Annotated in this window: 27 protein-coding genes; 21 read left to right on the forward strand and 6 right to left on the reverse strand. The window is 69.7% G+C overall.

The window, feature by feature from the left end:
• Positions 1–32: 32 nt before the first annotated feature.
• Positions 33–491 (reverse strand): DUF5709 domain-containing protein, encoded by a 459-nt coding sequence (locus AC0VX0_RS06915; protein WP_020627589.1) that lies wholly within the window; start codon positions 489–491, stop codon positions 33–35.
• A complete protein-coding gene (locus tag AC0VX0_RS06920; RefSeq protein ID WP_355505350.1) occupies positions 488–1,024 on the reverse strand; it encodes a carboxymuconolactone decarboxylase family protein in 537 nt (178 codons plus the stop codon). Before AC0VX0_RS06920 ends, AC0VX0_RS06915 begins: the two co-directional genes overlap by 4 nt.
• Positions 1,025–1,277: 253 nt before the next feature.
• On the opposite strand from AC0VX0_RS06920, the gene msrA reads away from it, so the two are divergent.
• The 5 genes from msrA to AC0VX0_RS06945 all read left to right on the forward strand — a co-directional run bounded on the left by msrA (position 1,278) and on the right by AC0VX0_RS06945 (position 4,124).
• Positions 1,278–1,778, forward strand: coding sequence for a peptide-methionine (S)-S-oxide reductase MsrA (msrA, locus tag AC0VX0_RS06925; RefSeq protein WP_043281847.1), 501 nt, complete (start codon positions 1,278–1,280; stop codon positions 1,776–1,778).
• 24 nt (positions 1,779–1,802) lie between these two features.
• Positions 1,803–2,198, forward strand: coding sequence for a GNAT family N-acetyltransferase (locus tag AC0VX0_RS06930; protein WP_083325287.1), 396 nt, complete (start codon positions 1,803–1,805; stop codon positions 2,196–2,198).
• Between the two features lie 28 nt (positions 2,199–2,226).
• Complete coding sequence (trxA, locus tag AC0VX0_RS06935; RefSeq protein WP_020627593.1) at positions 2,227–2,607, forward strand: thioredoxin; 381 nt, start codon at positions 2,227–2,229, stop codon at positions 2,605–2,607.
• A complete protein-coding gene (locus AC0VX0_RS06940; RefSeq protein ID WP_020627594.1) occupies positions 2,607–3,095 on the forward strand; it encodes a carboxymuconolactone decarboxylase family protein in 489 nt (162 codons plus the stop codon). The genes trxA and AC0VX0_RS06940 overlap by 1 nt, the downstream gene beginning before the upstream one ends.
• A 234-nt stretch (positions 3,096–3,329) precedes the next feature.
• Entirely contained in the window at positions 3,330–4,124 is a 795-nt protein-coding gene (locus AC0VX0_RS06945) for an AraC family transcriptional regulator (protein ID WP_100058189.1), read from the forward strand.
• Positions 4,125–4,556: 432 nt separating this feature from the next.
• On the opposite strand, the gene istB (AC0VX0_RS06950) is transcribed toward AC0VX0_RS06945, so the two are convergent.
• From istB (AC0VX0_RS06950) to AC0VX0_RS06960, 3 genes are all read right to left on the reverse strand, one after another.
• Positions 4,557–5,342, reverse strand: coding sequence for an IS21-like element helper ATPase IstB (gene istB / locus AC0VX0_RS06950; RefSeq protein WP_010078636.1), 786 nt, complete (start codon positions 5,340–5,342; stop codon positions 4,557–4,559).
• Positions 5,339–6,862, reverse strand: a complete 1,524-nt coding sequence (locus tag AC0VX0_RS06955) for an IS21-like element ISMlu14 family transposase (RefSeq protein ID WP_031943827.1) — start codon at positions 6,860–6,862, stop codon at positions 5,339–5,341. Before AC0VX0_RS06955 ends, istB (AC0VX0_RS06950) begins: the two co-directional genes overlap by 4 nt.
• Before the next feature lie 198 nt (positions 6,863–7,060).
• Positions 7,061–7,435, reverse strand: a complete 375-nt coding sequence (locus tag AC0VX0_RS06960; protein ID WP_475451445.1) for a hypothetical protein — start codon at positions 7,433–7,435, stop codon at positions 7,061–7,063.
• A 154-nt stretch (positions 7,436–7,589) separates the two neighbouring features.
• Between AC0VX0_RS06960 and AC0VX0_RS06965 the strand changes: the two genes are divergently transcribed.
• The 8 genes from AC0VX0_RS06965 to AC0VX0_RS07000 all read left to right on the forward strand — a co-directional run bounded on the left by AC0VX0_RS06965 (position 7,590) and on the right by AC0VX0_RS07000 (position 14,763).
• Positions 7,590–9,113 (forward strand): IS21-like element ISMlu14 family transposase, encoded by a 1,524-nt coding sequence (locus AC0VX0_RS06965; protein ID WP_031943827.1) that lies wholly within the window; start codon positions 7,590–7,592, stop codon positions 9,111–9,113.
• Entirely contained in the window at positions 9,110–9,895 is a 786-nt protein-coding gene (istB, locus tag AC0VX0_RS06970; protein WP_010078636.1) for an IS21-like element helper ATPase IstB, read from the forward strand. The genes AC0VX0_RS06965 and istB (AC0VX0_RS06970) overlap by 4 nt, the downstream gene beginning before the upstream one ends.
• A gap of 121 nt (positions 9,896–10,016) precedes the next feature.
• A complete protein-coding gene (locus AC0VX0_RS06975) occupies positions 10,017–10,757 on the forward strand; it encodes an ImmA/IrrE family metallo-endopeptidase (RefSeq protein ID WP_475451447.1) in 741 nt (246 codons plus the stop codon).
• Positions 10,757–11,671 (forward strand): bifunctional DNA primase/polymerase, encoded by a 915-nt coding sequence (locus tag AC0VX0_RS06980; RefSeq protein ID WP_020627596.1) that lies wholly within the window; start codon positions 10,757–10,759, stop codon positions 11,669–11,671. Before AC0VX0_RS06975 ends, AC0VX0_RS06980 begins: the two co-directional genes overlap by 1 nt.
• Positions 11,668–12,324 carry a DUF2637 domain-containing protein gene (locus AC0VX0_RS06985; protein WP_020627597.1) on the forward strand — a complete coding sequence of 219 codons (657 nt, stop codon included), beginning with the start codon at positions 11,668–11,670 and terminating at the stop codon, positions 12,322–12,324. The genes AC0VX0_RS06980 and AC0VX0_RS06985 overlap by 4 nt, the downstream gene beginning before the upstream one ends.
• A complete protein-coding gene (locus AC0VX0_RS06990) occupies positions 12,321–12,752 on the forward strand; it encodes a hypothetical protein (protein WP_475432467.1) in 432 nt (143 codons plus the stop codon). Before AC0VX0_RS06985 ends, AC0VX0_RS06990 begins: the two co-directional genes overlap by 4 nt.
• Before the next feature lie 80 nt (positions 12,753–12,832).
• On the forward strand, positions 12,833–13,693 hold the full coding sequence (locus AC0VX0_RS06995) for a serine/threonine-protein kinase (protein ID WP_043281843.1): 861 nt from the start codon (positions 12,833–12,835) through the stop codon (positions 13,691–13,693).
• Complete coding sequence (locus AC0VX0_RS07000) at positions 13,690–14,763, forward strand: ParB N-terminal domain-containing protein (RefSeq protein WP_020627600.1); 1,074 nt, start codon at positions 13,690–13,692, stop codon at positions 14,761–14,763. The genes AC0VX0_RS06995 and AC0VX0_RS07000 overlap by 4 nt, the downstream gene beginning before the upstream one ends.
• 27 nt (positions 14,764–14,790) lie before the next feature.
• Here the strand turns inward: AC0VX0_RS07000 and AC0VX0_RS07005 are convergent, their stop codons facing one another.
• On the reverse strand, positions 14,791–16,017 hold the full coding sequence (locus AC0VX0_RS07005) for an IS110 family RNA-guided transposase (RefSeq protein WP_010078639.1): 1,227 nt from the start codon (positions 16,015–16,017) through the stop codon (positions 14,791–14,793).
• A 314-nt stretch (positions 16,018–16,331) separates the two neighbouring features.
• Here AC0VX0_RS07005 and AC0VX0_RS07010 point away from each other — a divergent pair, with 314 nt between their 5' ends.
• The 8 genes from AC0VX0_RS07010 (at position 16,332) to AC0VX0_RS07045 (ending at position 24,214) form a co-directional block, all read left to right on the forward strand.
• On the forward strand, positions 16,332–17,030 hold the full coding sequence (locus AC0VX0_RS07010; protein WP_020627601.1) for a hypothetical protein: 699 nt from the start codon (positions 16,332–16,334) through the stop codon (positions 17,028–17,030).
• Between the two features lie 14 nt (positions 17,031–17,044).
• Positions 17,045–18,220, forward strand: coding sequence for a M23 family metallopeptidase (locus AC0VX0_RS07015; protein WP_020627602.1), 1,176 nt, complete (start codon positions 17,045–17,047; stop codon positions 18,218–18,220).
• Positions 18,220–18,486, forward strand: a complete 267-nt coding sequence (locus AC0VX0_RS07020; protein ID WP_043281856.1) for a DUF6112 family protein — start codon at positions 18,220–18,222, stop codon at positions 18,484–18,486. The genes AC0VX0_RS07015 and AC0VX0_RS07020 overlap by 1 nt, the downstream gene beginning before the upstream one ends.
• Before the next feature lie 81 nt (positions 18,487–18,567).
• Positions 18,568–18,837, forward strand: coding sequence for a DUF6112 family protein (locus tag AC0VX0_RS07025; RefSeq protein ID WP_020627604.1), 270 nt, complete (start codon positions 18,568–18,570; stop codon positions 18,835–18,837).
• 40 nt (positions 18,838–18,877) lie between these two features.
• Positions 18,878–20,371, forward strand: a complete 1,494-nt coding sequence (locus tag AC0VX0_RS07030) for a TrbL/VirB6 family protein (protein WP_043281858.1) — start codon at positions 18,878–18,880, stop codon at positions 20,369–20,371.
• Positions 20,372–20,374: 3 nt separating this feature from the next.
• Entirely contained in the window at positions 20,375–21,835 is a 1,461-nt protein-coding gene (locus AC0VX0_RS07035; RefSeq protein ID WP_020627606.1) for an SCO6880 family protein, read from the forward strand.
• 52 nt (positions 21,836–21,887) lie between these two features.
• The gene (locus AC0VX0_RS07040) at positions 21,888–22,724 is read left to right on the forward strand and encodes a hypothetical protein (RefSeq protein ID WP_070708980.1); all 837 of its coding nucleotides are present in this window, start codon (positions 21,888–21,890) and stop codon (positions 22,722–22,724) included.
• A complete protein-coding gene (locus tag AC0VX0_RS07045) occupies positions 22,721–24,214 on the forward strand; it encodes an ATP-binding protein (protein WP_070708981.1) in 1,494 nt (497 codons plus the stop codon). The genes AC0VX0_RS07040 and AC0VX0_RS07045 overlap by 4 nt, the downstream gene beginning before the upstream one ends.
• The last annotated feature ends 43 nt before the right edge of the window (positions 24,215–24,257 follow it).

The raw sequence follows: 24,257 nt of genomic DNA on the forward strand, positions 1-24,257 counted from the left end.
GGTCTTCCGGGCTTCCCCGGTCTGATTCCAGACTATTGCCGGTCATAGTCGCCCTCGTCGATGACGACATGGATAGCCGCTTCTTCGGCGGAGGCGGCACCGTTGTCGATGCCGATGTCGGAGGCCCAGAAGTCGGAGGATGGGTCTGGGTTGCCGGGTTCGGTCCAGATCAGCCGTCCAGCGCGTACCGATCCGACCTGGTCGTCAAGGATCTCGCCGTCCGTGCCGATGATGTCGCCGATCCCGTCGCCCATCGGCTCTTCGGGTTCGTACTCCGGCACCTCACGCGCCAAGCGAGCCGCCAGCGGCTCCCGGGCACGTGCTTCGCGTGCAGTGAATCCCCACGACAGTTCGGATGACCGCCGCTCCGGTGGAGAGTATCCCGGGCCGTCGTCATCGGAGTCTTCGCCGAGAAGATCCGAGTCCAGGCTCTCATCCGGCGGAAGCAGATCGAACTCGATGTCCTGCCCACTGAACGATCCGTCAGTCATGATGGGTTCCCTTTCTTTCTCCTGACGCCTGGTCTCTCGGCGTCGCGAGCAGACTCTTCACCACCGGGCGATACCACCGGCACGGAGCCTTGTGCGAGCTTCAGCCTCGTCCACACGTTCATGTTGATGACGACGGCTGCGATCTCCGCGATCTCACGCTCATCGAAGAACACCGTCAGCCCTTGATGCATCTCATCGAAGTGCTCGTGCTCGTAACGTGTCAGCGCTTCGCAGTACGCCAGTGCGAGTGCTTCGGAACCGGAGAACATCGTGCTCTGCCGCCAACTCGCCAGGTGCGCCACCATCGCCGCGCCGATTCCTACTTCCACGGCGATACGCGTGTGCAGGATCAGGCAGTACGAGCACGGATTGATCTGAGCAACCCGCAATCGGAGAAGGGCAGCGAGACGATCACCGATCGACAACTTCGCCGTGTACCCGAACCCCGCAGCCATCTGCTTCGCAAGTTCGTGGAAGTCAGAGAGATCCGGGTCAAAGCGCACATTCTCGAAATCGATCTGCTCTGATATCACGATCTCTCCTCACCGTAGGGCACGGTTCGCTGGCTTGCCGGAGTTCCGACGCCTCCTCCGACGGTAGATCCGCTTCTCTGCCCTGTGTGGCCTGCCCCTGCAGAGAGCTGTCTTCTCCCTGCAACCGCCCGCTCCGCTTCCGAACGCCGCAGGTCGCGGACATTACGCTGCACAGCCAGGCCACCTGGACAGCACCCGGCTCCGTATCGTGACCCGAAGGGGCGTGCTGCCCGCCGTGAAGAGAGAGAAGACGATGCCGACCTCGAGAGTGATCCTCGCCAGCGGCTGCTTCTGGGGAGCCCAGGAGCTCTTCCGCTCACTCCCGGGCGTCGTGAGCACCCGCGTCGGATACTCCGGCGACGACGACACCCCCAACGCAACCTACCGGGATCACGGGGATCACGCAGAAGCCCTCGAAGTGATCTATGACCCCTCGATCATCCGATTCCAGATACTGCTGGAGTTCTTCTTTCAGATTCACGATCCCACCACTCGGAACCGTCAGGGAAACGACATCGGGCGCAGTTACCGATCAGCGATCTTCACGACGACCGAGGGACAGAGGAAGGTCGCCTTCCACGTGATCGAAGCGATCAACGCTTCCGGCCGCTGGCCAGGAAAAGTCGTGACAGAGGTGGGCGAAGCCGGCCCGTTCTGGGAGGCCGAACCCGAACACCAGGACTACCTGCAGAAGCACCCCAATGGATACTCGTGCCATTTCATCCGACCCGACTGGGTACTACCGGGCCGCTGACCGAGATCTCGCGATAGGAGACACATGAAACATCCCGACGGAATGATCGGCTTGACCGCGACCGACGCCGACACTGACCTCCCGGCTGCATCCTCGGACGCAGTCGAAGACTTCGTCATCACTGAGAACGTCGAGTCCGAGCTGTACGAAGCGACCGTGAACGGCAAGCTCGCCGCCGGCCTGCTCTACAGCAGAACCGGCGACCGGGTGCTTCTGCTCGCGACGTCCGTGTTCCCCGAGTTCCGCGGAAAGGGAGTCGCGGCGCGACTCCTTGGAGGCGTCCTCAACAGTCTCCGCGAGGACAAGAAGACCGCGACGGTCTCGTGCCCCTTCGCCGCCGCGTACATCCGCGCTCATCCGGAGTATGCGGATGTCGTCGACACGCGGTTCCCTGGCAACCCCCACGGACACCACCACTGATCGTCATACGCACAAGAGGAGAACCCACATGGCAACCGTCGAACTGACCGAGGACAACTTCGAGGTCACGATCAATCAGAACGACATCGTTCTCGTCGACTTCTGGGCGGACTGGTGCGCACCATGCCATCAGTTTGCGCCGGTCTTCGAGAAGTCGTCGCAAGACAATCCCGACATCGTCCACGCGAAGCTCGACACGGAGTCGGAGCAGCGCATCACTGCGGCGGCCCAAATCACCGCGATTCCCACTCTGCTCGCCTTCCGCCAGGGGTTGCTCGTCTTCAGCCAGGCCGGCGCCCTACCGCCCACTGCCCTAGCCGAAGTGGTAGAGAACGTCAGAGGACTCGACATGGACGAGGTCAGGAAGGACCTCGACTCCGATGGCGGCTCGGCCAAGGATGATCGCTGATGTCCACCTTGCATGGAGCACGCCCCTACATGGACAAGGCCGTCCCAGAAGCATGGGAAGCCGCGTCTGCGTTCGCGACCGCTGTGTCTGAAGCCGCATCGCAACGCGGACTCACTCCCGCCGAGAGCGAGTTGATCAAGGTTCGGGCGTCGCAGTTGAACGGATGCGTCTTCTGCCTCGATCTGCATTCGCGGCAGGCAAGGCGCGCAGGCGTCAATCAGCAACTACTCGACATCTTGGCCGCCTGGCGCGAGTCGCCACTGTTCAGCGATCGAGAGCGCGCCTTGCTCGCGATCGCTGAAGCAGCCACCCGGCTCCCCCTCGACGCCGCCGTGAATGTCGAGCTCGCGCAGGCCCGAAGCACCCTCTCCGAGGCGGAGTTCGCGGCCGCGGAGTGGGTCGCCGCGGCCATCAACATGTTCAATCGGATCTCGATCCTCAGCGAACATCGCGTGCGACCACGCGACTCGGAAGGCAAGCTGAGCTGACGGTGTGCCGTGCGCAGCGTGGCCGCTACGCCAGAGGACGCGTTCGAGGCCGCACATGACTTGCCACCCGCTGCGCCCCTCAGGTTCACGCGCCCCTACGCAGCGGTTCGGGCACCAGGAGATATCGCGGCCATAGAGATGGTGCGTACGGTCCCGTCAAGCCGTACCGTGTTCCGGCACGCGAAGATACTCAACGTCGTTGAGGGCTCCTGCGCCCTAGAGACTGCTGAGAGCATGCACGTCCTGCGTCCTGGCATGTCTCTTGCCCTCGGCACCGGCAAATGGTGCCGCGTGCGCCCATCCCCGTCCGTACGCATCTGGGCCATCTACGCCGACGAGCAGTTCTGGCGCACCCAGATGGCATGGTTCCTCCCTGACGCAGAACGAGTGATCGCAGGAGTACACCCCCTCGAGTGGGACGGCCGCGCAATCGTCCTTGCGCCAGGTATCGCTGTGCTGCGGCATGTCGAGCCGATATGGCGACAGATGAGCGTACTGCGCAGCGGGACCCACTCGCCCGAAGTCGTCGCGACTCACACTCTCGAGCTTCTCGCACGATGGATGAGGCTGATACTGCCGACTTTTCTGGACGAAGCGCCGGACACCCTCACGACACCGTGGACACCCATCAATGGACGACTGACCGACACCGGATCTATTGGCTACGTCGGTCAGGCAATCCGGTTGCTTCGCGGGCGCATCGCAGAGCCGTGGACCGTTGGAGCGCTCTCACGCGAACTCTCCCTCTCACGGACCCACCTCACCCGCATGTTCGTACAGTACGCCGGCGCCGCACCAATGCGTCTACTCACTGAACTCCGGCTCACCGAATTCGCGCGGCTCATCGAAGAAACCGACATTTCCGTAATGCGTGCCGCAAGCGAAGTCGGGTGGAGCGATCCGCGCGTAGCATCCCACTGGTTTCTCCGTCGCTACGGCATCACGCCGACACAGTACCGGCGCACACCACATACGGTTCCTGAGGATCGACAAAGCCACGCTATCGCTGTCAACGACACCAGCCGGTAACCTCTGCGGACTCGTCGTATGAACCGCTCCACTCGACGCGTGTCCCACGTTTCGCCGGCGACGTCGACAGGTCTTGGACTGCCGTGTAGAACACGTCAAATACGTCGGGTTCATCGCGGAGCCTGACGGCCACAGGCCCAGTCCGTTGTCCGTCTCTCTTCTTCCTGATCCGCCCGGCGCACCTCATGGTCGCAAGGGTCAACGGCTTGTGCCGTTGGCCTCGCCGGGAGGAGGTCATTGATGGCGACGGACGAGGAGGCGCGAGCAGCGCGGGATGCGCGGCTCCAACAGCTCCATGAGCGGCTTGTCAAGGGCCATTGAGTTCTGCCCATAGGCGGCCAGTGTTTCTTCCCGCTGGTGGCCATCAGAACTGCCCACTGGTGGCCAGCTGGTTTGCCCGTTTGGGTGGTGGTGCTGGCCACCGTGATGGGATCAGTTCAGTGGCATGACTCCCTTCCCGGCCATTGCCTGGGTCATCCGTACGGAGTCTCCGGTGGTCTGGCACACGTGGGCGTGGTGCAGGAGCCGGTCCACGGTGGCGGTGGCCAGGGTCTTGGGCATCAGCTCGTCGAAGCCGGCCGGGTGCAGGTTCGAGCTGATCGCTACGGAGCGTTTCTCGTAGGCGGCGTCCACGATGCGGTAGAGGCCCTCGGCGGCATCGTCGGCGACCGGCAGCAGGCCGATGTCGTCGATGACGATCAGGTCGGCGCGCAGGATTCGGGCGACGGCTTTGGTGATGGTGTCATCGGGCCGGTGGGCCCGGATCATCGCCCCGAGGTCCTCCAGGGTGAACCAGGCCACCCGCTTGCCCTCCTCCACGGCCTGCTGGCCCAGGGCCTCGAGGAAGAAGGTCTTGCCGGTGCCGGAGGGCCCGCAGACCACGAGGTTCTCTCTGCGCGAGAGCCATTCCAGGGTGCGCAGGGACTGCTGGGTCGGGGCCGGGATCGAGGAGGCGCCCGGATCCCAGGTCGTGAAGGTCTTGCCGGTGGGGAACCCGGCGGCCTTGCGCCGGGCGGCGAGCATGGATCGGGCCCGACCGGTGGTCTCCTCGACCAGCAGGGCCTTGAGGACCTCGGCCGGCTCCCAGCGTTGGGCCCGGGCGGTGGCCAGTACCTCGGCGGCGATACCGCGGGCGTGGGGCATCTTCAGCTGCCGCAACAGCGCCTCCAAATCGGCCGGCAGCGCCGGTGCGGCGGTGTTCGGGGTGTGGATGCTCACCGGGCTGCCCCCTCGGTGTTGGAGGTACCGAGGCCGGCCCAGCCGGCGGTGCCCTGGGTCAGGGACCGTTCCTCGGTGGCGGTGTGCATCCCGGTGCGGTGGCCGGCGGCGGTGAGCAGGGAGGCCAGGTCGCCGTGGGCGAAGCGCTGGTGCACCGCGGCCACCCCGAGGGCGCGGTCGACCTGGTCGGTGCCGGCGAGCTTGGCCAGGGTGACGGCCTCGGCCATCTTCTGACCGATCCGGCTGGTGCCGGCCGCGGCGGCCTCCACCAGCCAGGTCCTCGCTCCGGCCCCGATGGCCAGGAACTCGGCCTCCGCCGCCGAACGGGGCACCGGGGTGTAGTCCCCGGGCACCTTGTCCGTCTCGTGGCCGGGGAAGTGCGCGTCGTCGATGGCCGGGGACCCGGGCCGGGCCACCCGGTGCCGGGCGACCTCCACCGGCCCCTGCGCACCGGCGTGCATGATCACCACCATCGAGTCCGGTCCGGTGCCGTGATGGCGCACGAACACCTCGGCCCCGAGCAGGTGCGCGGGCACCGAGTACTGGGCGTTTTCGAAGGAGACCATCGGCGTGTTCTCCGGCACCTTCCGTCCCACCCCGTAGGCCACGGTGTGCGCCGTGGCGGGGATCCGATGCAACGCGCTGGTCTCCTCGGCGAGCATGTGGTCCGGGCGGCGCCGGGTCACCCGGTGCTCCCGGGAGTTCACCATGGCCATGAACCCCGCGCAGGCGGCCTCGAGCTCAGCGAACGAGGCGTACTGGTCCCGCAGGTTGGTGTCCTTCGGGACCAGGTCGGCCTTGGCCAGCTTCACCGCGTTCTCCACCCCGCCCTTGGCGGCCGGATCCGCTGGCTGGCAGGTCAGCACCTCCACGCCGTAATGCCGAGCGAACGCCACGGTGGCCTGGTTACGCACCGGCACCCCGGCCACATGAGAGACCGTCACTGTCTTCTCGTTATCCGTCAGCACATAGGTCGGCGCGCCCCCGATCAGCCGGAAGCACCGGTCCAGGGCGGCGAACACACTCGGAGCCGTCCTATCACGCAGGGCGATGACGATCCGGTAGCGGGACCAGGCCAGCCAGGCCACGAACAGCACCGTCTTGGCCCCGTCGATCGCCGGCCCATCGCCGAAGTCGTACTGCAGCCATGCGCCCGGCTCGGTGATCCAGGGCCGGTGCACCCGGCGCTTCCCGGCCCGCCAGGCGGCCTTCACCTCGGCCACCGCCCGCCGGGTGGAGCGCTCAGAGCCGGTGTAGCCCATTGCGGTGAGCTTGGCGTGCACGACATCGGCGCGGATCCTGCCCGTGGAGGCCTCGACCCATTCCTCGATCTTGGGCAGCCAGACATCGGTGACCTTCGGGCGGCTGGCTCCGGATCCAGGGGTCTGGCCGGCGTCGCGGGCCCGCACCAGCCGGGCCACGGTGTGATGGGAGCAACCGGCCAGCTCGGCGGCGCCCCGCAATGACTTGGTCAGGTCATAGGCACTGAGTATTTTCATGGTTTCTGCGGCATCCTTCATTCAGGGCCTCTTCCTCGCTGGATTCGATTCGACACCGATATCCAACCCGGGGAGGAGGCCCCCGCCGGCTCACGACGCGGCGGGCAACGAGCAACGCGGGCAAACCAGATGGCCAGCACCGGGCAGTTCCCGTGGCCATCACTGGGCAGTCCTCATGGCCGTCAGCGGGTCATTCCCTGGCCACCTATGGGCAGCTTTTCATGGCCGCTTACACAGGCGGCGCCATGATCCGGGGTTCTGCGGTGTCGAGGACGCGAACCGCGCCATCAGCGGGGCGAAGATCTGCATCGACCCGCCTGCCAGCGGAGAGCGACCCAGCGCCTTCCATTGCTTGTAACCGGCCACGAAGGTCGGCTCTGGCGCGCTTGTGCGACCTGCCTCGTAGAGATCGAGATGTTGAGCCCAGATCAGCAGCGTGTTGTTGAACGACTTCGCCCGGAACCGGGCCGCGAACTCCAGCGCACGCTTCCAGTCCTCACCCGAGACGAGCTGATCGACTGCAGCCGTTAGCCGCTGTAAGCGGCCATGAAAAGCTGCCCATAGGTGGCCAGGGAATGACCCGCTGACGGCCATGAGGACTGCCCAGTGATGGCCACGGGAACTGCCCGGTGCTGGCCATCTGGTTTGCCCGCGTTGCTCGTTGCCCGCCGCGTCGTGAGCCGGCGGGGGCCTCCTCCCCGGGTTGGATATCGGTGTCGAATCGAATCCAGCGAGGAAGAGGCCCTGAATGAAGGATGCCGCAGAAACCATGAAAATACTCAGTGCCTATGACCTGACCAAGTCATTGCGGGGCGCCGCCGAGCTGGCCGGTTGCTCCCATCACACCGTGGCCCGGCTGGTGCGGGCCCGCGACGCCGGCCAGACCCCTGGATCCGGAGCCAGCCGCCCGAAGGTCACCGATGTCTGGCTGCCCAAGATCGAGGAATGGGTCGAGGCCTCCACGGGCAGGATCCGCGCCGATGTCGTGCACGCCAAGCTCACCGCAATGGGCTACACCGGCTCTGAGCGCTCCACCCGGCGGGCGGTGGCCGAGGTGAAGGCCGCCTGGCGGGCCGGGAAGCGCCGGGTGCACCGGCCCTGGATCACCGAGCCGGGCGCATGGCTGCAGTACGACTTCGGCGATGGGCCGGCGATCGACGGGGCCAAGACGGTGCTGTTCGTGGCCTGGCTGGCCTGGTCCCGCTACCGGATCGTCATCGCCCTGCGTGATAGGACGGCTCCGAGTGTGTTCGCCGCCCTGGACCGGTGCTTCCGGCTGATCGGGGGCGCGCCGACCTATGTGCTGACGGATAACGAGAAGACAGTGACGGTCTCTCATGTGGCCGGGGTGCCGGTGCGTAACCAGGCCACCGTGGCGTTCGCTCGGCATTACGGCGTGGAGGTGCTGACCTGCCAGCCAGCGGATCCGGCCGCCAAGGGCGGGGTGGAGAACGCGGTGAAGCTGGCCAAGGCCGACCTGGTCCCGAAGGACACCAACCTGCGGGACCAGTACGCCTCGTTCGCTGAGCTCGAGGCCGCCTGCGCGGGGTTCATGGCCATGGTGAACTCCCGGGAGCACCGGGTGACCCGGCGCCGCCCGGACCACATGCTCGCCGAGGAGACCAGCGCGTTGCATCGGATCCCCGCCACGGCGCACACCGTGGCCTACGGGGTGGGACGGAAGGTGCCGGAGAACACGCCGATGGTCTCCTTCGAAAACGCCCAGTACTCGGTGCCCGCGCACCTGCTCGGGGCCGAGGTGTTCGTGCGCCATCACGGCACCGGACCGGACTCGATGGTGGTGATCATGCACGCCGGTGCGCAGGGGCCGGTGGAGGTCGCCCGGCACCGGGTGGCCCGGCCCGGGTCCCCGGCCATCGACGACGCGCACTTCCCCGGCCACGAGACGGACAAGGTGCCCGGGGACTACACCCCGGTGCCCCGTTCGGCGGCGGAGGCCGAGTTCCTGGCCATCGGGGCCGGAGCGAGGACCTGGCTGGTGGAGGCCGCCGCGGCCGGCACCAGCCGGATCGGTCAGAAGATGGCCGAGGCCGTCACCCTGGCCAAGCTCGCCGGCACCGACCAGGTCGACCGCGCCCTCGGGGTGGCCGCGGTGCACCAGCGCTTCGCCCACGGCGACCTGGCCTCCCTGCTCACCGCCGCCGGCCACCGCACCGGGATGCACACCGCCACCGAGGAACGGTCCCTGACCCAGGGCACCGCCGGCTGGGCCGGCCTCGGTACCTCCAACACCGAGGGGGCAGCCCGGTGAGCATCCACACCCCGAACACCGCCGCACCGGCGCTGCCGGCCGATTTGGAGGCGCTGTTGCGGCAGCTGAAGATGCCCCACGCCCGCGGTATCGCCGCCGAGGTACTGGCCACCGCCCGGGCCCAACGCTGGGAGCCGGCCGAGGTCCTCAAGGCCCTGCTGGTCGAGGAGACCACCGGTCGGGCCCGATCCATGCTCGCCGCCCGGCGCAAGGCCGCCGGGTTCCCCACCGGCAAGACCTTCACGACCTGGGATCCGGGCGCCTCCTCGATCCCGGCCCCGACCCAGCAGTCCCTGCGCACCCTGGAATGGCTCTCGCGCAGAGAGAACCTCGTGGTCTGCGGGCCCTCCGGCACCGGCAAGACCTTCTTCCTCGAGGCCCTGGGCCAGCAGGCCGTGGAGGAGGGCAAGCGGGTGGCCTGGTTCACCCTGGAGGACCTCGGGGCGATGATCCGGGCCCACCGGCCCGATGACACCATCACCAAAGCCGTCGCCCGAATCCTGCGCGCCGACCTGATCGTCATCGACGACATCGGCCTGCTGCCGGTCGCCGACGATGCCGCCGAGGGCCTCTACCGCATCGTGGACGCCGCCTACGAGAAACGCTCCGTAGCGATCAGCTCGAACCTGCACCCGGCCGGCTTCGACGAGCTGATGCCCAAGACCCTGGCCACCGCCACCGTGGACCGGCTCCTGCACCACGCCCACGTGTGCCAGACCACCGGAGACTCCGTACGGATGACCCAGGCAATGGCCGGGAAGGGAGTCATGCCACTGAACTGATCCCATCACGGTGGCCAGCACCACCACCCAAACGGGCAAACCAGCTGGCCACCAGTGGGCAGTTCTGATGGCCACCAGCGGGAAGAAACACTGGCCGCCTATGGGCAGAACTCAATGGCCCTTGACACGCCTGGACAGGTACGAGAAGCCGAAGCCCGGAGAAACGGTCCGGTCGAAGATGGTCCGCGCGATTCCGGTGCGTGTCTGGGACGTCTCGATGACCGACGGCCCGCCGATCCCTGAACGCCCGGCGCCGACGCTGATGGAAGGCCAGGCACCGGACGGCTTATGGGAAGGGCTATCGGCACTGGTGGCGGCCGAGGGCTTCGCGGTGCTGCGGGTCGAGCACGAGGGGATGATCCACGGCGCGAACGGCCTGACCGACTTCCAGGCGCGCACGGTCGCGGTGCGGACGAACATGGACGACGCCGCGCAGGTGAAGACCCTCGCGCACGAGCTCGCGCATGTGATGCTGCACGGCCCCGACAGCCCGGATGCGACCGGGCATCGAGGCGTCGGCGAGGTCGAGGCCGAGTCCGTGGCGCTGATGATCGGCGCCGCGCATGGCATGGACACCACCGCCTACACGATCCCGTATGTTTCGGGCTGGGCGGGCACGGTCAAGGACAAGGACCCGGCCGAGGTTGTGCAGGCCACCGGCGAGCGTGTCCGCAAGGTCGCCGTGACGATTCTCGACGCGCTACCCACCGTTCAGGTCGGCACGGGCGACCCGCCCGGCCTGTCCCGTGAGTCGACTGGGACTTCGCGTGTGGCTGGCTCTAAGCGGATCGCACCCCAGTCGGTGCCGGGCGAGTCGGCGCGTTCGTCGCGTCCTGCGGACGTCGCGGTGAGGAGCCTGTGATGAGCGTCGCCAGCGTCCTCTCCTCGGTGTCGACCCTTCCATTGCCACAGGCCGCCGCGCTGCTCGCGGCTGCTGGGGTGCCTGTGTTGCCGTGCGTGCCGGGCGCGAAGAACCCGCTGTTGAAGCCCGATGAGGAGAACCCGGAAGCGCAGCCCGGCGGGTTCCACGCGGCAACCATCGATGCCCGTCAGGTGGCGGCGTGGTGGCGGCGGTGGCCGTCCGCGAACATTGGCATCCCGACCGGCGCTGTCTCCGGGGTCGTGGTCGTCGATGTGGATCGCAAGCCCGGCGGTGACGGGTTCGCGGCGTTCGAGCGCTCCCGCCGTGCCGGCCTGGTGCCGGGATGGCTGGCCGCGGTCAGGTCGGCGTCGGGCGGGGCGCACTTCTACTTCCCATCCGACCCGGACCGGCCGCAGCGGTCGTGGCAGGCGGCGAAGGCGCATGTGGACTTCCGCGGCGACGGCGGCTACATCATCGTCCCGCCCTCGGCCGTGACAGGCGCCGGCTCCTACGAGTTCGTCGCCGGTGCCGACCGTGCGCCCGCACCGGTCGATGCGGCTCGGCTGCGGGACTTCCTCGACCCGCGCCCGGAGCCTGCCCCGCACCAGGTACGCGGCCCGATCCGGTCGGAAGATGCCACACGGCTGGCCGCGTGGGTCGGGATGCGCGCCGAGGGCGAGCGCAACCGCGGCCTGTTCTGGGCATCGTGCCGTCTCGCGGAGGCAGGCATGTCGCTGCCGGAGATGGTCGACGCGCTTGCCCCGGCCGGCGAACGAGTCGGCCTTGCGCCGCGAGAGGTCGAGACCACGATCCGTTCTGCGTACCGCGTCGCGCACGCCCGGCCCGCATCCGTCGTCGGGCAGGGCGATGCGCCGCAACGGCCGGTGCGGCTCACGGGGCAGGTGCTCTTATGAGTACCGCGGTACGGACGCGGGGCGGCGGGGTCGCGGTCGTGACGGCCTTGGCCGGGACGGTGTTCATCGCGGCCGGCGCGTTCTGGCTCTCGTTCACCGCCCTCGCGGACCTCGCTCGCCGCTCGGGCGTGGATGCCGGGCAGGCCTGGGCGTGGCCGCTCATCGTCGACGGGATCATCGTCGTCGCGACGGTCGCTGTCGTCGCCCTCGCGAGCCAGCGGTCGGCTTGGTACCCGTGGCTGCTGCTCGCGGCCGGTGCGCTGGTGTCGGTGACGGCGAACGCGATCCACGCCGTCGTCGCGGCCGACGCCGACGTGCCCAGCGTGCTCGCCGCGTGTGTGGCGGCGGTACCGCCGATGGTGCTGCTGGCGATCACGCACCTCACCGTGATCCTCACCCGCCCCCTTCCCGCGAGCATCGAGCCCGCCGAGGAGCCTGCGCCTGATGAGCGCGTGCCTGATGCTGCGCCAGCGCCGCTGGCGGTCGGACCGGTGCGCCAGGCGAGCCGGGAGCTCGCAGCGCGCCTGCGCGAGGAGGAGGGCTGGTCGAACAAGGCCATCGCCCGGCGCCTGGGCGTGCACCCCTCCACCGTGGGTCGCTGGTTCACGGCCCCGCCCGCACTGACGAGGCCTGAGGAGAAGGAGACGCCATGAACGACGACCAGCACACGACCGCCCTGCACGAGCGCGTCGAACGCGCCCCGGACTGGCCGGAGCGCGACGAGACGCCGCGGGAGGGCGAGACCTCGGCGCTCGCCCGGCACCGCGACCCGTCGCTGACCAAAGACACCACGGAGGCGGCGAAGAAGCAACGGCCGGGCGTGGAGTGGGTGCGCCCGACCAACCTGATGGTCTCCCGCTCGGCCAGGGTTGCGGGACGGGGTATCGACTTCCAGGCTGAGCTCGCCCGCCGCTCCCGCCGGGTTCCCGGCCAGGCGTACCGGGCAGCGCGCACCGGGGCGCGCACTGGTGTCCGGTTCGTGAGCGAGCGTGCCCGGAAGCTGCCGCCCGTGACGGCGTTCGGCCGCGGGTCCGGGGAGCACTACTCCTGGGTGTCTCGCTCCGGGATCGGGCTCGGGTAACCATGTTCGCCCCCGGCGCGACGGCGCGAAACCAAGCCGCTGTGGGCCGTGTGCGCACCTGCCTGTCAGGAGGTGCCGTCATGGAGACTGCCACGGCCCGCAAACGGCGGGAACGATTCGACGATTCGGAAGCGCTGCGCGCCCTGCTCACCCGCCTCCACGAGGCGGGGCGCGGAGCGTGGCGCCATGACCCCGAGGCCGCTGCGCTCATGGAGCACGCGGCGAGCAAGTACGCGGCGCTGGCCCGCAAACACGGACTGGACCCGTGGGAGGCGGCGTCCGCGGCATTCGAGGCGATGCGCGGTGCCGCGACCCGCCGGGCGGAGGACCCGTGGGCGGTGATCACGCGGGCGGTGCAGGTGACGTGCACCGCGGAGGAGCGCGGCAACGGGCTGCTGTGCTCCGTTCACCAGGCCCGCCGTCCCCGCTACTCGGTGTTCCACGATGCGGAGCGGTTCAGCGATCGGGAGAACCCGCTGCCCGACTACCACCCCGCGTTCCGGTTCGACCCATTCACCGACGACGAGCCCGACGACGAGGACCCGGCGCCCGAGCGAGCGGTGAACGTGACCGCCGCCATCGAGGACACCATCGCGTTCCTCACCCGGGTCGGGTGGGAGCCAGAGACCGCGCGGGCCGCGGTCGAGTACGTCACTGCCCGGCTCACGGAGGCGTCCTCGCGGGCGTCGGCGTTCGAGGTGCTGCGCCGAGACCGGCAAGCCCGCGCCCTCCTCGACCTCCCCGGCGCATCCTGGACGGCGCTGCTGCGGGCCGTGCTCGGCGTTCCCGACCCGGCACTCGCGCACACGAACGCCGGCCGCGGAATGCTCCGCCGCCTGCTGATCGGCCAGCCGCTGCGCGCACTCCTCACAGACGACGATCTCGTGATCACCGCCGGGCTCGCCGCACCCAGATTCGATGCCGGGAGCGGCGGGCGATGAGCACGCCGCTGGAAGGCCGAATCGAGCTGGAGCGCGCCGTCGATTCGATCGTCGTCGGCGCGCGGCACAGGCACGACCACGGCGACCTGATCCCGCTGGTCGAGTCGATACGCCGCCACGGGCTGCTGCAGCCGATCACGGTCACCCTCGACGGGCACCTGATCTGCGGAGCCCGACGGCTCGCGGCGATCAAGCTGCTCGGCATCAAAACCGTCAACGTGTGGGTACGCTCCGGCGTCTCCGACCGGCTCGGGCAGCTCCTCGCGGAGCAGGACGACAACCAGCTCCACAAGCCCCTCACCCAGCTCGAAGCCGCCGCCCTCTACCGCGAGCTGAAGGCCCTGCTGGCCGAGGACGCCGCGCGCCGACAGGAGGCCACCCGGTTCCAGGCGTCCGCCGACGACGCAGAAGACGGTGGTGCCAATTTGGCACCACCGCAGATCGAGCAGGGCAAGACCCGTGCGCAGGCTGCTCGGATGGTCACTGGCCGCGCCTCCTACACGACGTTGGAGCGCATCGGCCGGCTGGAAGACCTCGCCGCGGACGAGTCCCAGCCCGAGGCGGTGCGGGCGCGCGCCGCGCAGGAGGTCGAGCAGATCAAGACCGGCGGCAGCGTCTATCCCTCGCATCTGCGCGTGAACGCGGAGCTGTCGCTGGCGGAGCTCGACCAGCTCGCCGCCGACCCTGCCCAGCCCGCCGAGCTGCGCGAGCAGGCCCGCACCGAAGCGGATGCGGTGCGGGCGGCGGAGCGGGAGGCGAAGGCTGCGGAGCTGGAGCAGTTGGCGCAGGCCGCGCTCGCCCGCGTCAAGGCCGCCAAGACCGGCAGGAAGGCGAAGCGGCCCGCGCTGACGGCGGTGGAGCCGGGTGTCCCGGTGCCGTTCCCGCTGAGCGTGTTCACCGCGACGTGGGACGACATGGCCTCGTGGTGGGAGCACTACGACCCCGCCGATGTCGGCCCGGCACTCACCACCGAGCAATGGGCCCGGTTCGAGGAGACGATCGCCGGCACCGTCACGTTCGCCGATGCCGCCCGTGCCGCCCGGGAGGACCGGGCCGAGCAGACCGCCTGAACAGGGCGGGTGCCTCTATGGTTTTCGTCAAGCCGCGAGAGCGACTGATGATGGTGCTGGCGGGGCGGTCGGATCTTGATACAGGGTGCCATCGCGGAGCATCGCGTAGAGCACGTCCGTGCGGCGCCGGGCCAGCGCGATCAGCGCCTGGTTGTGGCGTTTGCCCTGGGCTCGTTTGCGGTCGTAGTACGCCCTGGAAGGCGGGTGTGACAGCGAAGCGAACGCTGAGAGGAACAGGGCCCGCTTCAGTCGCTTGTTCCCGCCCCGGGCTACGTGCTCTCCGCGGATCGAGGTCCCGGAGCGTCGGGTGACCGGGGCGATCCCGGCGTAGGAGGCCAGATGCCCGGCATCGACGAAGTCCTTGCCCACAACTTCAGTGAGGATGCGTGCGGCGGTCCTGATCCCTACTCCGGGCATCGAGATCAGGACCGGGTGAAGAGGGTGGGCCTCCACTGCAGCCTCCACCTGGGAGGCCAGGCCGGCCCGCTGACGGGTCAGGCCGGCGAGCTGTTCTGCCAGGATCGGGACCACGGTGGCCGCGGCCTGCGTGCCGGCCACGACCACGGACTGCTCGTCCAGGGCTTGGAAGATCTGTTCCGTGAGAGAAGCGGCCAGGCGTGGGGCGTGCTTGCGCAGCCTGGCCCGCACATGCCCCGGCCCAGCCGTTCTGAGCTGTGCCGGGGTGGGGTAGCGGCCGAGAAGGTCTGCCACGGCGGGGTGGGTGATCCTGGGCCCGAGCACGCGCTCGAGCGCGGGGTGGATCTGGGTGAGGAGTCCGCGCAGCCGGTTCGAGGTCGCGGTGATCTGCGCGGCGAGGTCGTCATCGAACCCGGCGAGCATGGCCAGCTCGGCGATCTGTTCCTCATCGACTCGGATGGAGCGCAGCGTATGGGGCATCGTGCGGGCTGCTTCAGCGATGATCGCCGCGTCCTTGGCGTCGGTCTTGGCCGAGCCGGGGTGCAGGTCAGCGATCCGTCGCATCGCCAGCCCGGGCAGGTACGCCACCTCAACGCCGTCGCAGGCCTGGGCCACGGCCACGGGCAGGGCGCCGATCGTGGCCGGTTGATCGACGACGAGCAGCGCGGGCCCGTGGGCGCGGGCGAGCTCGTCGAGGATGCCGCGTAGGCGGGTCTCGTCGTTGGGCAGGGCCTTGTCGTAGACCTTTTTCCCGGCCGCGGTGAGGGCCACGGCGTGGTGCTCGGCCTTGCCGACGTCAAGGCCGATGAACACGGCCGGGTGCTGCTGTGCTGTCATGATCGTTCCCTTCTGGTGCGCCGGTGGCGTGTGCTGGCCGGCCGGGAGGTGATCACGCTCGGCATCCACGTTACGAAGGCCCTTGTCAGCCGGGTCCTGCCTCTATCAGCGATCCGTGACCACCGGACCGGTCCTGGGTGACAACACCCCCCGGATCATGGATGACTGGGGGCAAACGATCATGCCCAGGACCGGCCGGTCAGCACTCCCTGATCCTGCCGGATCCAGGAGCCACGAAGAAGGTAACGGGGCGGTGGTGCGCACCTTCCTGGCAACCACGCATCCCTGTTGCCGTCCGGGAAGGACCCCTGTTCATGGACCCCGCCGCCCCCGATGACCGTCGCCGTCGTCGCCTGCTGATCGCCGCCACCGCCGCAGGCCTCGCCCTGCTGATCCTCGTCGGCGTCGGCATCTACGGACTCGTCCACGGCCCCGCCGCGGCCGACCCGGCGTCGAGCGAACGCCCGTCTACCACGGCTGCGCCTGTGACGCCCGGCCCGATGCCGGGCGGTGAGCTGGAGTCGCTCCGGCAGAACCTCGGCCCGGAAGCGTTCGCCCGCGCGGTCGCGACCGCCCTGTTCACCTGGGACACCACGACCGGGCACACGCCCTCGGACTATGCGCAGGTGCTCGCGGATGCCGCCCACGGTTCCGAGGCGGATGCGTTCGTGGGCGACGTGCGCGCCTACCTGCCTTCTGTGGAGGCGTGGGCGCAGCTGCGACAGTATGCGACGCGCCAGTGGCTCACCATCGACGAGGTGTTCATCCCGGAGGCGTGGGAGACCGCCGTCGACCAGGCCGCGCCCGGCCAGATCCCGGCCGGGGCGATCGCCTACACCTTCGAGGGCACGAGGCACCGCGACGGCACCTGGGGCACGACGCCGGTGGAGGCGTCCCGCCCGGTCGCGTTCACCGTGTTCCTCGTCTGCAACCCGCCCACGCCCGGCCACGGCGCGGCATCAGGTTCGTGCGAGGTGCTGCGGCTGTCCGAGCTCGACAACCCGCTGCACTAGCCGGGAGCGTCGTGATGAAGAAGCTCGCCGTCCTCGCCCTCACCCTGCTGCTCATCGGGCCCTCCACGGCCCTGCTGGGCGTCGCCGCGCTCGGCGGCACCTCCGCGACCGCCGCCGTCTGCACGCCCGGCTCACTCGCGGTCGGCCCGATCCCGGACTCGCTGACCACGACGACCCGAAACGGGGAGACGGTCACGCTGAACCGGCAACAGCTCACGCACGCGGCGACGATCATCACGGTCGGCGGGCAGACCGCCGGCGTCGGCCGCGACGGTGTGCTCATCGCGCTCATGGCCGCCCTCACCGAATCCACCCTGCGGATGCTCGCCAACACCAGCGCCTACCCCGAGTCGGCGAACTATCCGAACGACGGCAACGGTTCTGATCATGACTCGCTCGGCCTGTTCCAGATGCGCCCCGCCAGCGGCTGGGGCACGGTCGCCGAGCTCATGGACTCGGCTTACCAGGCCAGGGCGTTCTACGGCGGCGAGTCCGGCCCGAACTACCCGTCCCCGCGGGGGCTGCTCGACATCCCCGGCTGGCAGCAGCTCGACCCCGGCGAGGCCGCCCAGGCCGTCGAGGTCAGCGCCTACCCGGACAGGTATCAGAACTACCAGCCAGTCGCGCAGGCGATCCTCGACGCCCTCACCCGCCCCGCGCCCTCCGGCAACGGCGGCGGGGATGAGACACCGGTCGTGCCCGAGACGACCAGGATCGTGTTCCCGCTTCCCGAGGGAACCTGGGTGCGGACGAGCCCGTTCGGGTGGCGCAACGACCCGATCACCGGGGAACGACGCTTCCACGCAGGCTCGGACTTCGCCGCCCCCGACGGCACCCCGATCTACGCCGTCGCCGATGGCGTCGTGGTGCGCGCGAACTACACCGACGCAGGCGGCGGGATCATCGTCATCGAGCACACCGTCGGCGGGCAGCGGGTCGCGTCGATGTATGTGCACATGTGGCAGCACGGCATCCACGTCGCCGACGGCGACACCGTGACCGCGGGCCAGCACATCGGAGACGTCGGCTCCTCCGGCCACTCGACCGGCCCGCACCTCCACCTGCAGATCCACCCCGGCGGCGCCGGAGCGGACCCGGTGGACTCCGACGCCTGGCTCACCGAACACGGTGCCGGAGGGATTGCGGGCGGCGATGCCGCCCCCGCCCTGTGCACTGCCGGGGGCGCGTGATGGACGTGTTCCCCGACTTCGGCGGCGTGGGCGGCGCCGCAGACCTGCGCTCCATCGTCGGCGCGCTGCTGATGTTCGTGCTCGTCACCGCGGTGCTCATGCTCATCGTCTGCGCCATCATCTGGGCGATCAGCGGAGCCTCCGGCAACTACCAGGCAGCGACCAAGGCCCGCACCGGCCTGCTTGTCGCGGTCGGCGCCGCCGCGCTATCCGGTGCCGGCGTTGCCTGGCTCAACTTCCTGCTGGACGTCGGCACCCGGCTCTGACCGTCCTTGCCTGTGCGGCTGGGAGCGAGTGCGCACCTGACCGTCGAGAACCCCGTCTCGACCAGTCAAGGGAGCACAACCGTGATCGACATCGACCCCAACAGCTCGGGCCTTCCGGGCATCGAGCAGCTGCGCATCATCGTCGGCGCCGTCATGACGGTGGGCCTGATCCTCTCCGTCCTCGCCCTGATCGTCTCCGCGATCGTCTGGGGTCTCGGATCGAACAGCAGCAACCCCCACCTCGCCAGCCGCGGCAAGGTCGGCGTCCTCGTGAGCTGCGGGGCGGCGATCATCTGCGGCGCGGCGGTGACGCTGGTGAACTTCTTCTGGGGCGTCGGGCAGGCCGTCTAATGACGACCCGACATGACTTCCGACGGCGGGGGTGGGCGCGGTGAGCGTCTGCGACGTCCCGGTCATCTCCTCCGTCTGTGACGCCGTGGGCGAGGGCACCGCCTCCCTGATCGCGGCCCCGTTCGACTGGCTGGCTCAGGCGATGGCGGGGGCGGCGGCGTGGCTGTTCGAGGCCGTGTGGTGGGTGTTCGACACCACGACCCTCGTCGACGTCACGAGCGCCGAGTACGTCGGCGTCTACAACGTCCTCTTCGGCGTCGCCGTGTTCGTGATGCTGATCTTCTTCTGCCTCCAGCTCATCACCGGCCTGGTCCACCGCGACCCGACCGCCTTGTCCCGTGCCGCGCTCGGCCTCGCCAAGTCCGTCCTCGGCTCGTTTCTCGTCATCACGCTGACGGCGCTGCTGTTGGAGGTGACCGATCAGCTCGCGGTCGGGATCGTGCAGGCCACCGGGAACACGATGGAAGGGATGGGGACCCAGATCGGGCTCCTCGCCGTCGCCCTCGGCGCCATCAACATCGGCGGCCCTGGCGTCGGGGCGATCCTCACGATCTTCTTCGCCGGCCTAGCCATATCGGCGGCGGCGATTGTGTGGTTCTCCCTGCTGATCCGCAAGGCGCTGCTGCTGGTGGCGGTCGTGTTCGGCCCGGTCGCCCTGGCCGGGGCGACGTGGGATGCGACGAAGGGCTGGTTCGCCAAGTGGGCGGCGTTCGTGATCGCCCTGATCTTCTCCAAGCTCGTCCTCGTCGTGATCTTCCTCGTCGCGATCGGGCAGGTCTCGGCCCCGATCGAGGCCGACCTGGCCTCCATCTCCGACCCGATCGCGGGCGTCGTGCTGATGTTCATCGCCGCGTTCGCCCCGTACATCACCTACAAGTTCCTGTCGTTCGTGGGCTTCGACATGTACCACGCGATGTCGTCCGAGCAGGAGGCGAAGTCCGCGCTGAACCGGCCCGTGCCGGTGCCGTCCGCCCCGCAGGCCGACACGGCCAAGAAGGTCCTCGACGGCGGCACCGACCCGGGCAGCAAGCCGCCGAGTGGTGGAGGCGGCGCGGGCGGAGGCTCGACACCGCCCCCACCTCCTCCCGGTGCGTCGGCTGCGGCCCCGGCCAGCGCGGGAGCCGGCACGGCGGGCACCGGCGCCGCCGCATCAGCCGGAGCAGGAGCAGGGGCTGGAGCTGGAGCTGGAGCTGGAGCGGGCGCCGGAGCTGCCGGCGCTGGCGCGGCTGGTGCCGGTGCGGCCGCGGGGCCGGTCGGTGCCGCGGTGGTCGTCGGAGCCGCCGTGGTCAAGGCCGCAGCGACCGCCGGTCCGAAGGCAGGCAGAGCGGCGGGCGGCGCGGCGGACAGTCAGGCCGGCGCGGCGGCCGAGCAGGCATCCCCGCCGCCGTCGCAGGGCGCCCCGCCGCGTCCCGCACCGTCGACACCGCCTCCGGCCACGCCGCCCTCTCCCGGGCCTGGAGAGTCTTCGCCCGCGCGCCAGCGCCGGCAGGACCCGCCGCCTCCGCCGTCGTCCGCACCGGCCGGGAAGGAGTAACCGATGGTCACGAACTCGCCTAGCGACTACCCGCTGGCGCCGGTGCAGTTCTCGCGGCTCGCCAGGCGCGGCATCATGCTCGGTCTGTCCCTGCCGCAGCTCATCGTCCTCGGTATCGCGGTGCTCACGGTCGTCTTCTCCCTCTACACCGCCGACGGGATGGGCTTGGCCTGGACCGCACCCGTCTGGGGGACCTGCGCCCTGCTCGCGGTGATCCCTGCCGGGGGCCGGAAGGTGATCGAGTGGGTGCCGATCCTCGCCCGCTGGGCCGCCCGGACCTATCTCGGGCAGCTCATCTACCGGCGCCGCGTCATCAAGCCCCGCCCCGCCGGGACCCTCGCCCTGCCCGGGGATGCGGCACCGCTGCGGGAGTGGGAAGACCCCGAGACCGGCGCGGCGATGGTCCACGACCCGCACGCGCAGACCCTCACCGCGATCCTCGGCGTCTCCCACCCCGCGTTCGTGCTCCTTGATCCGGGTGAGCAGCAGCGTCGCGTCTCCGGCTGGGGCCGCGTACTGGCCGCCGCCTGCAGGTCCGGGCGGATCGCCCGCATCCAGGTGTCCGAGCGCACTCTGCCGGATTCCGGGACGGGGCTGGCGGAGTGGTGGCGCACGCACGGCACCGACGACGGCTCCTGGGCCGCGACCACGTACGCCGAGCTCATCGAGCGTGCCGGCCCCGCCGGAGAGCGCCACGCGACGACCATCTCGCTCGCGCTCGACATGAAGGCCGCCGCCCGGCAGATCAGAACGAGCGGTGGCGGGATACGCGGCGCGGCTGCGGTGCTGCGGCAGGAGATGAGCACGCTGACGACGGCGTTGCGCGCCGCGGAGCTCAGTAGCACCGGGTGGCTGACGCCGGGCGAGGTCGCCGTCGTCCTGCGCTCGGCTTACGACCCCGCCGCCGCCCCGGCGCTGGAGCGCCACGGGGACCTGGGCCGTGACCTGGCGACCGCAGGTCCGGTCGCGGTTACCGAGACCTGGGACCGGCTGCGGTCGGACTCCGCGCACCATGCGGTGCTGTGGATCACCGAGTGGCCTCGCTCGCAGGTGTATCCCGGCTTCCTCGCGCCGCTCGTGCTGTCCAACGGCATCCTGCGCACCCTCGCCCTGCACTACACCCCGGTGCGCGCCGACCAGGCCGCGCGGGACCTGCGGAAGAAGAAGACCGAGCTCATCTCCGATGCCGCCCAGCGGCGCAAGATCGGGCAGATCGACGACGCGGCCAGCAGCGCCGAGCTGGACGACGTGCTCCAGCAGGAGGCGGACCTGACTGCCGGGCACGGCGTCCTGCGCGTCTCCGGCCTCGTCTCCGTCTCTGCGCCGACCGTGGACGAGCTCGACGCGGCGGTGGCCGCGGTCGAGCAGGCGGCGATCCAAGCGTCCTGCGAGACCAGGCGGCTCGTCGGTCAGCAGGCGCAGGCATTCACCGCTGCCGCGCTGCCGTTGTGCCGGCCGGTCTGACCCGGCGCACCTGCTCACCAACCGTCACGCCTTCCTGTGAGGAGCCCCGATCATGCCGACCTTCGATGACCCGCTCGCGGACGCCGCTGAGGCGTCCGCCGCGCTGCGGGGCCTGGCCCACGCGACCCGCACGTTCGAGAGCCCCGCCGACACCCACCCGGTGATCGGAGATCTGCTCGCCGGCGTCAGGTCGCTGCGGCAAGTGCTCGACCAGCTCGCAGCCGCCCACATCAGCGCCCGCGCCAGGGCGCACGACGACGCCGGGAACCAGGCCGCCGGCGCAACCTCGGCCCTCGCAGCTGCCGATGAGCTGCACCAGGCCGGCACCCTGCTGGACACCGTGGAGTGGCGGCTGGACGCCGCCTCCCAGCACTCCGGTCGCATCGCCTGGCACCCCGCACCTGCCGTCGAGGACGGCCCGGCGAGGCGGTGGGTCAGCGTCGTGTTCCTGGAAGGCGCCGAGGCCGATGAGGTGCTGGAGCTGATCGACCGCGACGGGACGGATGCAGCGATCGAGCACCTGGCCGGGCACGACTACGGAGCGGAGACCACCCAGGCCGCGCTCGAGAACGGATACGTCTACGACGAGCCCCCGGCAGGTGTGCTCGACAAGGTGGCCACCCACGACGTCTACACGCTCACCTACAACCCCTTCCTCGGGCACGTCTCGCTGCTGCGCAAGCACGACACCGTGCCCGACCCGGCGCTCCTCGGCATCGACACCCCGGCCTCCGCACCCGCATCGGAGTCGAGGCGGGAAGCGGAACGCGCCGCGCACAAGTCCACGCGTGCAGTCGGCCCCGCGGTCAGCCGGGGGCGAGACGGGGCCGACTGGTTCACCCGCCGCCCCGGCGCCGCCTCCGCACACGGACGGGGGCTGGCGCTGTGACCGGGCAGGACGACAGCCGCCTGCACACCGCCGTGCTCGTCGGTCCCGAAGGCGAGCGGCGCCGGGCACGCAAGGCCCGCCGGCAGGCGGCGGCGAAGGTCGAGACCGATGCCCGCCAGCATCGCAAGGCACAAGCTCGGGCGAAGTGGGAGGCGGAGCAGGCTGAACGCCGCAACACGAGCTACCTGCCCGCCTCCGGCGAGGCGGGGCCCGCGGCGTTGCGGACGCCGGGCCGGTTCCGGCTCCCCAAGCACCAAGACACCTCCGCGACGCTCGCCGGCCAGTACCCCTTCCTGGCCGAGGCCGGCCTCGGCAGCCAGGGCGTCTTCGTCGGCCAGGACCTCTACAGCGGCGGATCGTTCGTCTACGACCCCTGGGTGCTCTATCAGCGCGGCCTCATCACGGCGCCGAACGTCGTGCTCGCCGGGATCGTCGGCTCCGGCAAGTCTTCCCTGGCGAAGTCGCTGTACACGCGCAGCCTGCCGTTCGGACGCAGGGTCTACGTCCCCGGCGACCCTAAGGGCGAACACACGGCTGTCGCGGAGGCGGTCGGCGGACGGGCGATCATCCTCGGCCACGGCCTTCGCAATCGTCTGAACCCGCTCGATGAGGGCCACCGGCCATCTGCCGTGTCGGATACGGAGTGGGCGATGCAGGTCGCCTCCCGCCGCCGCGACCTCATCGGCGCCCTCGCAGAGACCGTGCTGGACCGGGCGCTGTCGCCGTTGGAGCACACCGCCATCGACCTCGCCCTCCGAGACGCCGTCCGCAGCGCCGAGGTGCCGATCCTGCCGATGGTCGTCGACCGCATCCTCACCCCCAACACGGGGGACGATGAGGACGGTCGGCTCGCGGAAGACGGTCGTCTCGTCGGCCACGCGCTCCGTCGGCTTGTCGCCGGAGACCTCCAAGGCCTGTTCGACGGCCCCTCCACGGTCAGGTTCGACCCGTCGCTGCCGATGGTGTCGCTCGACCTATCGCGGGTCGCGGAGAACAGCACGCTGATCTCGGTGCTGATGACCTGCTCGTCCGCATGGATGGAGTCCGCTCTGTCCGACCCGGCGGGCGGGCAGCGATGGGTGGTCTACGACGAGGCGTGGCGGCTCATGCAGTACCCGGCGCTGCTTCGCCGCATGGACGCCCAGTGGAGGCTGGCGCGGCACTTCGGAATCGCGAACATGCTCATCTTCCACAAGCTCTCCGACCTCGACAACGTCGGCGATGCCGGGACCGCGATGCGCGCCCTCGCCTCGTCGCTGCTGGCGAATGCGGAGACCCGGATCGTGTACCGGCAGGAGCCGGACCAGCTCGGCTCCACCGCCCTCGCGCTCGGGCTCACCGGCACCGAGCAGAAGCTGCTCCCCGGCCTGGGGACCGGTCAGGGGCTCTGGCGGATCAAGGACCGCTCCTTCGTCGTGCAGCATCAGCTCCATCCCGCCGAGCTCGCCGCGTTCGACACCACCGGCCGCATGACCAGCGAACCCACGTAAGATCACGAATCCTGAAGGCAGTTGAGGCGGGAACCCACGGGCC

This window comes from Micrococcus sp. iso_26, from assembly GCF_056172975.1.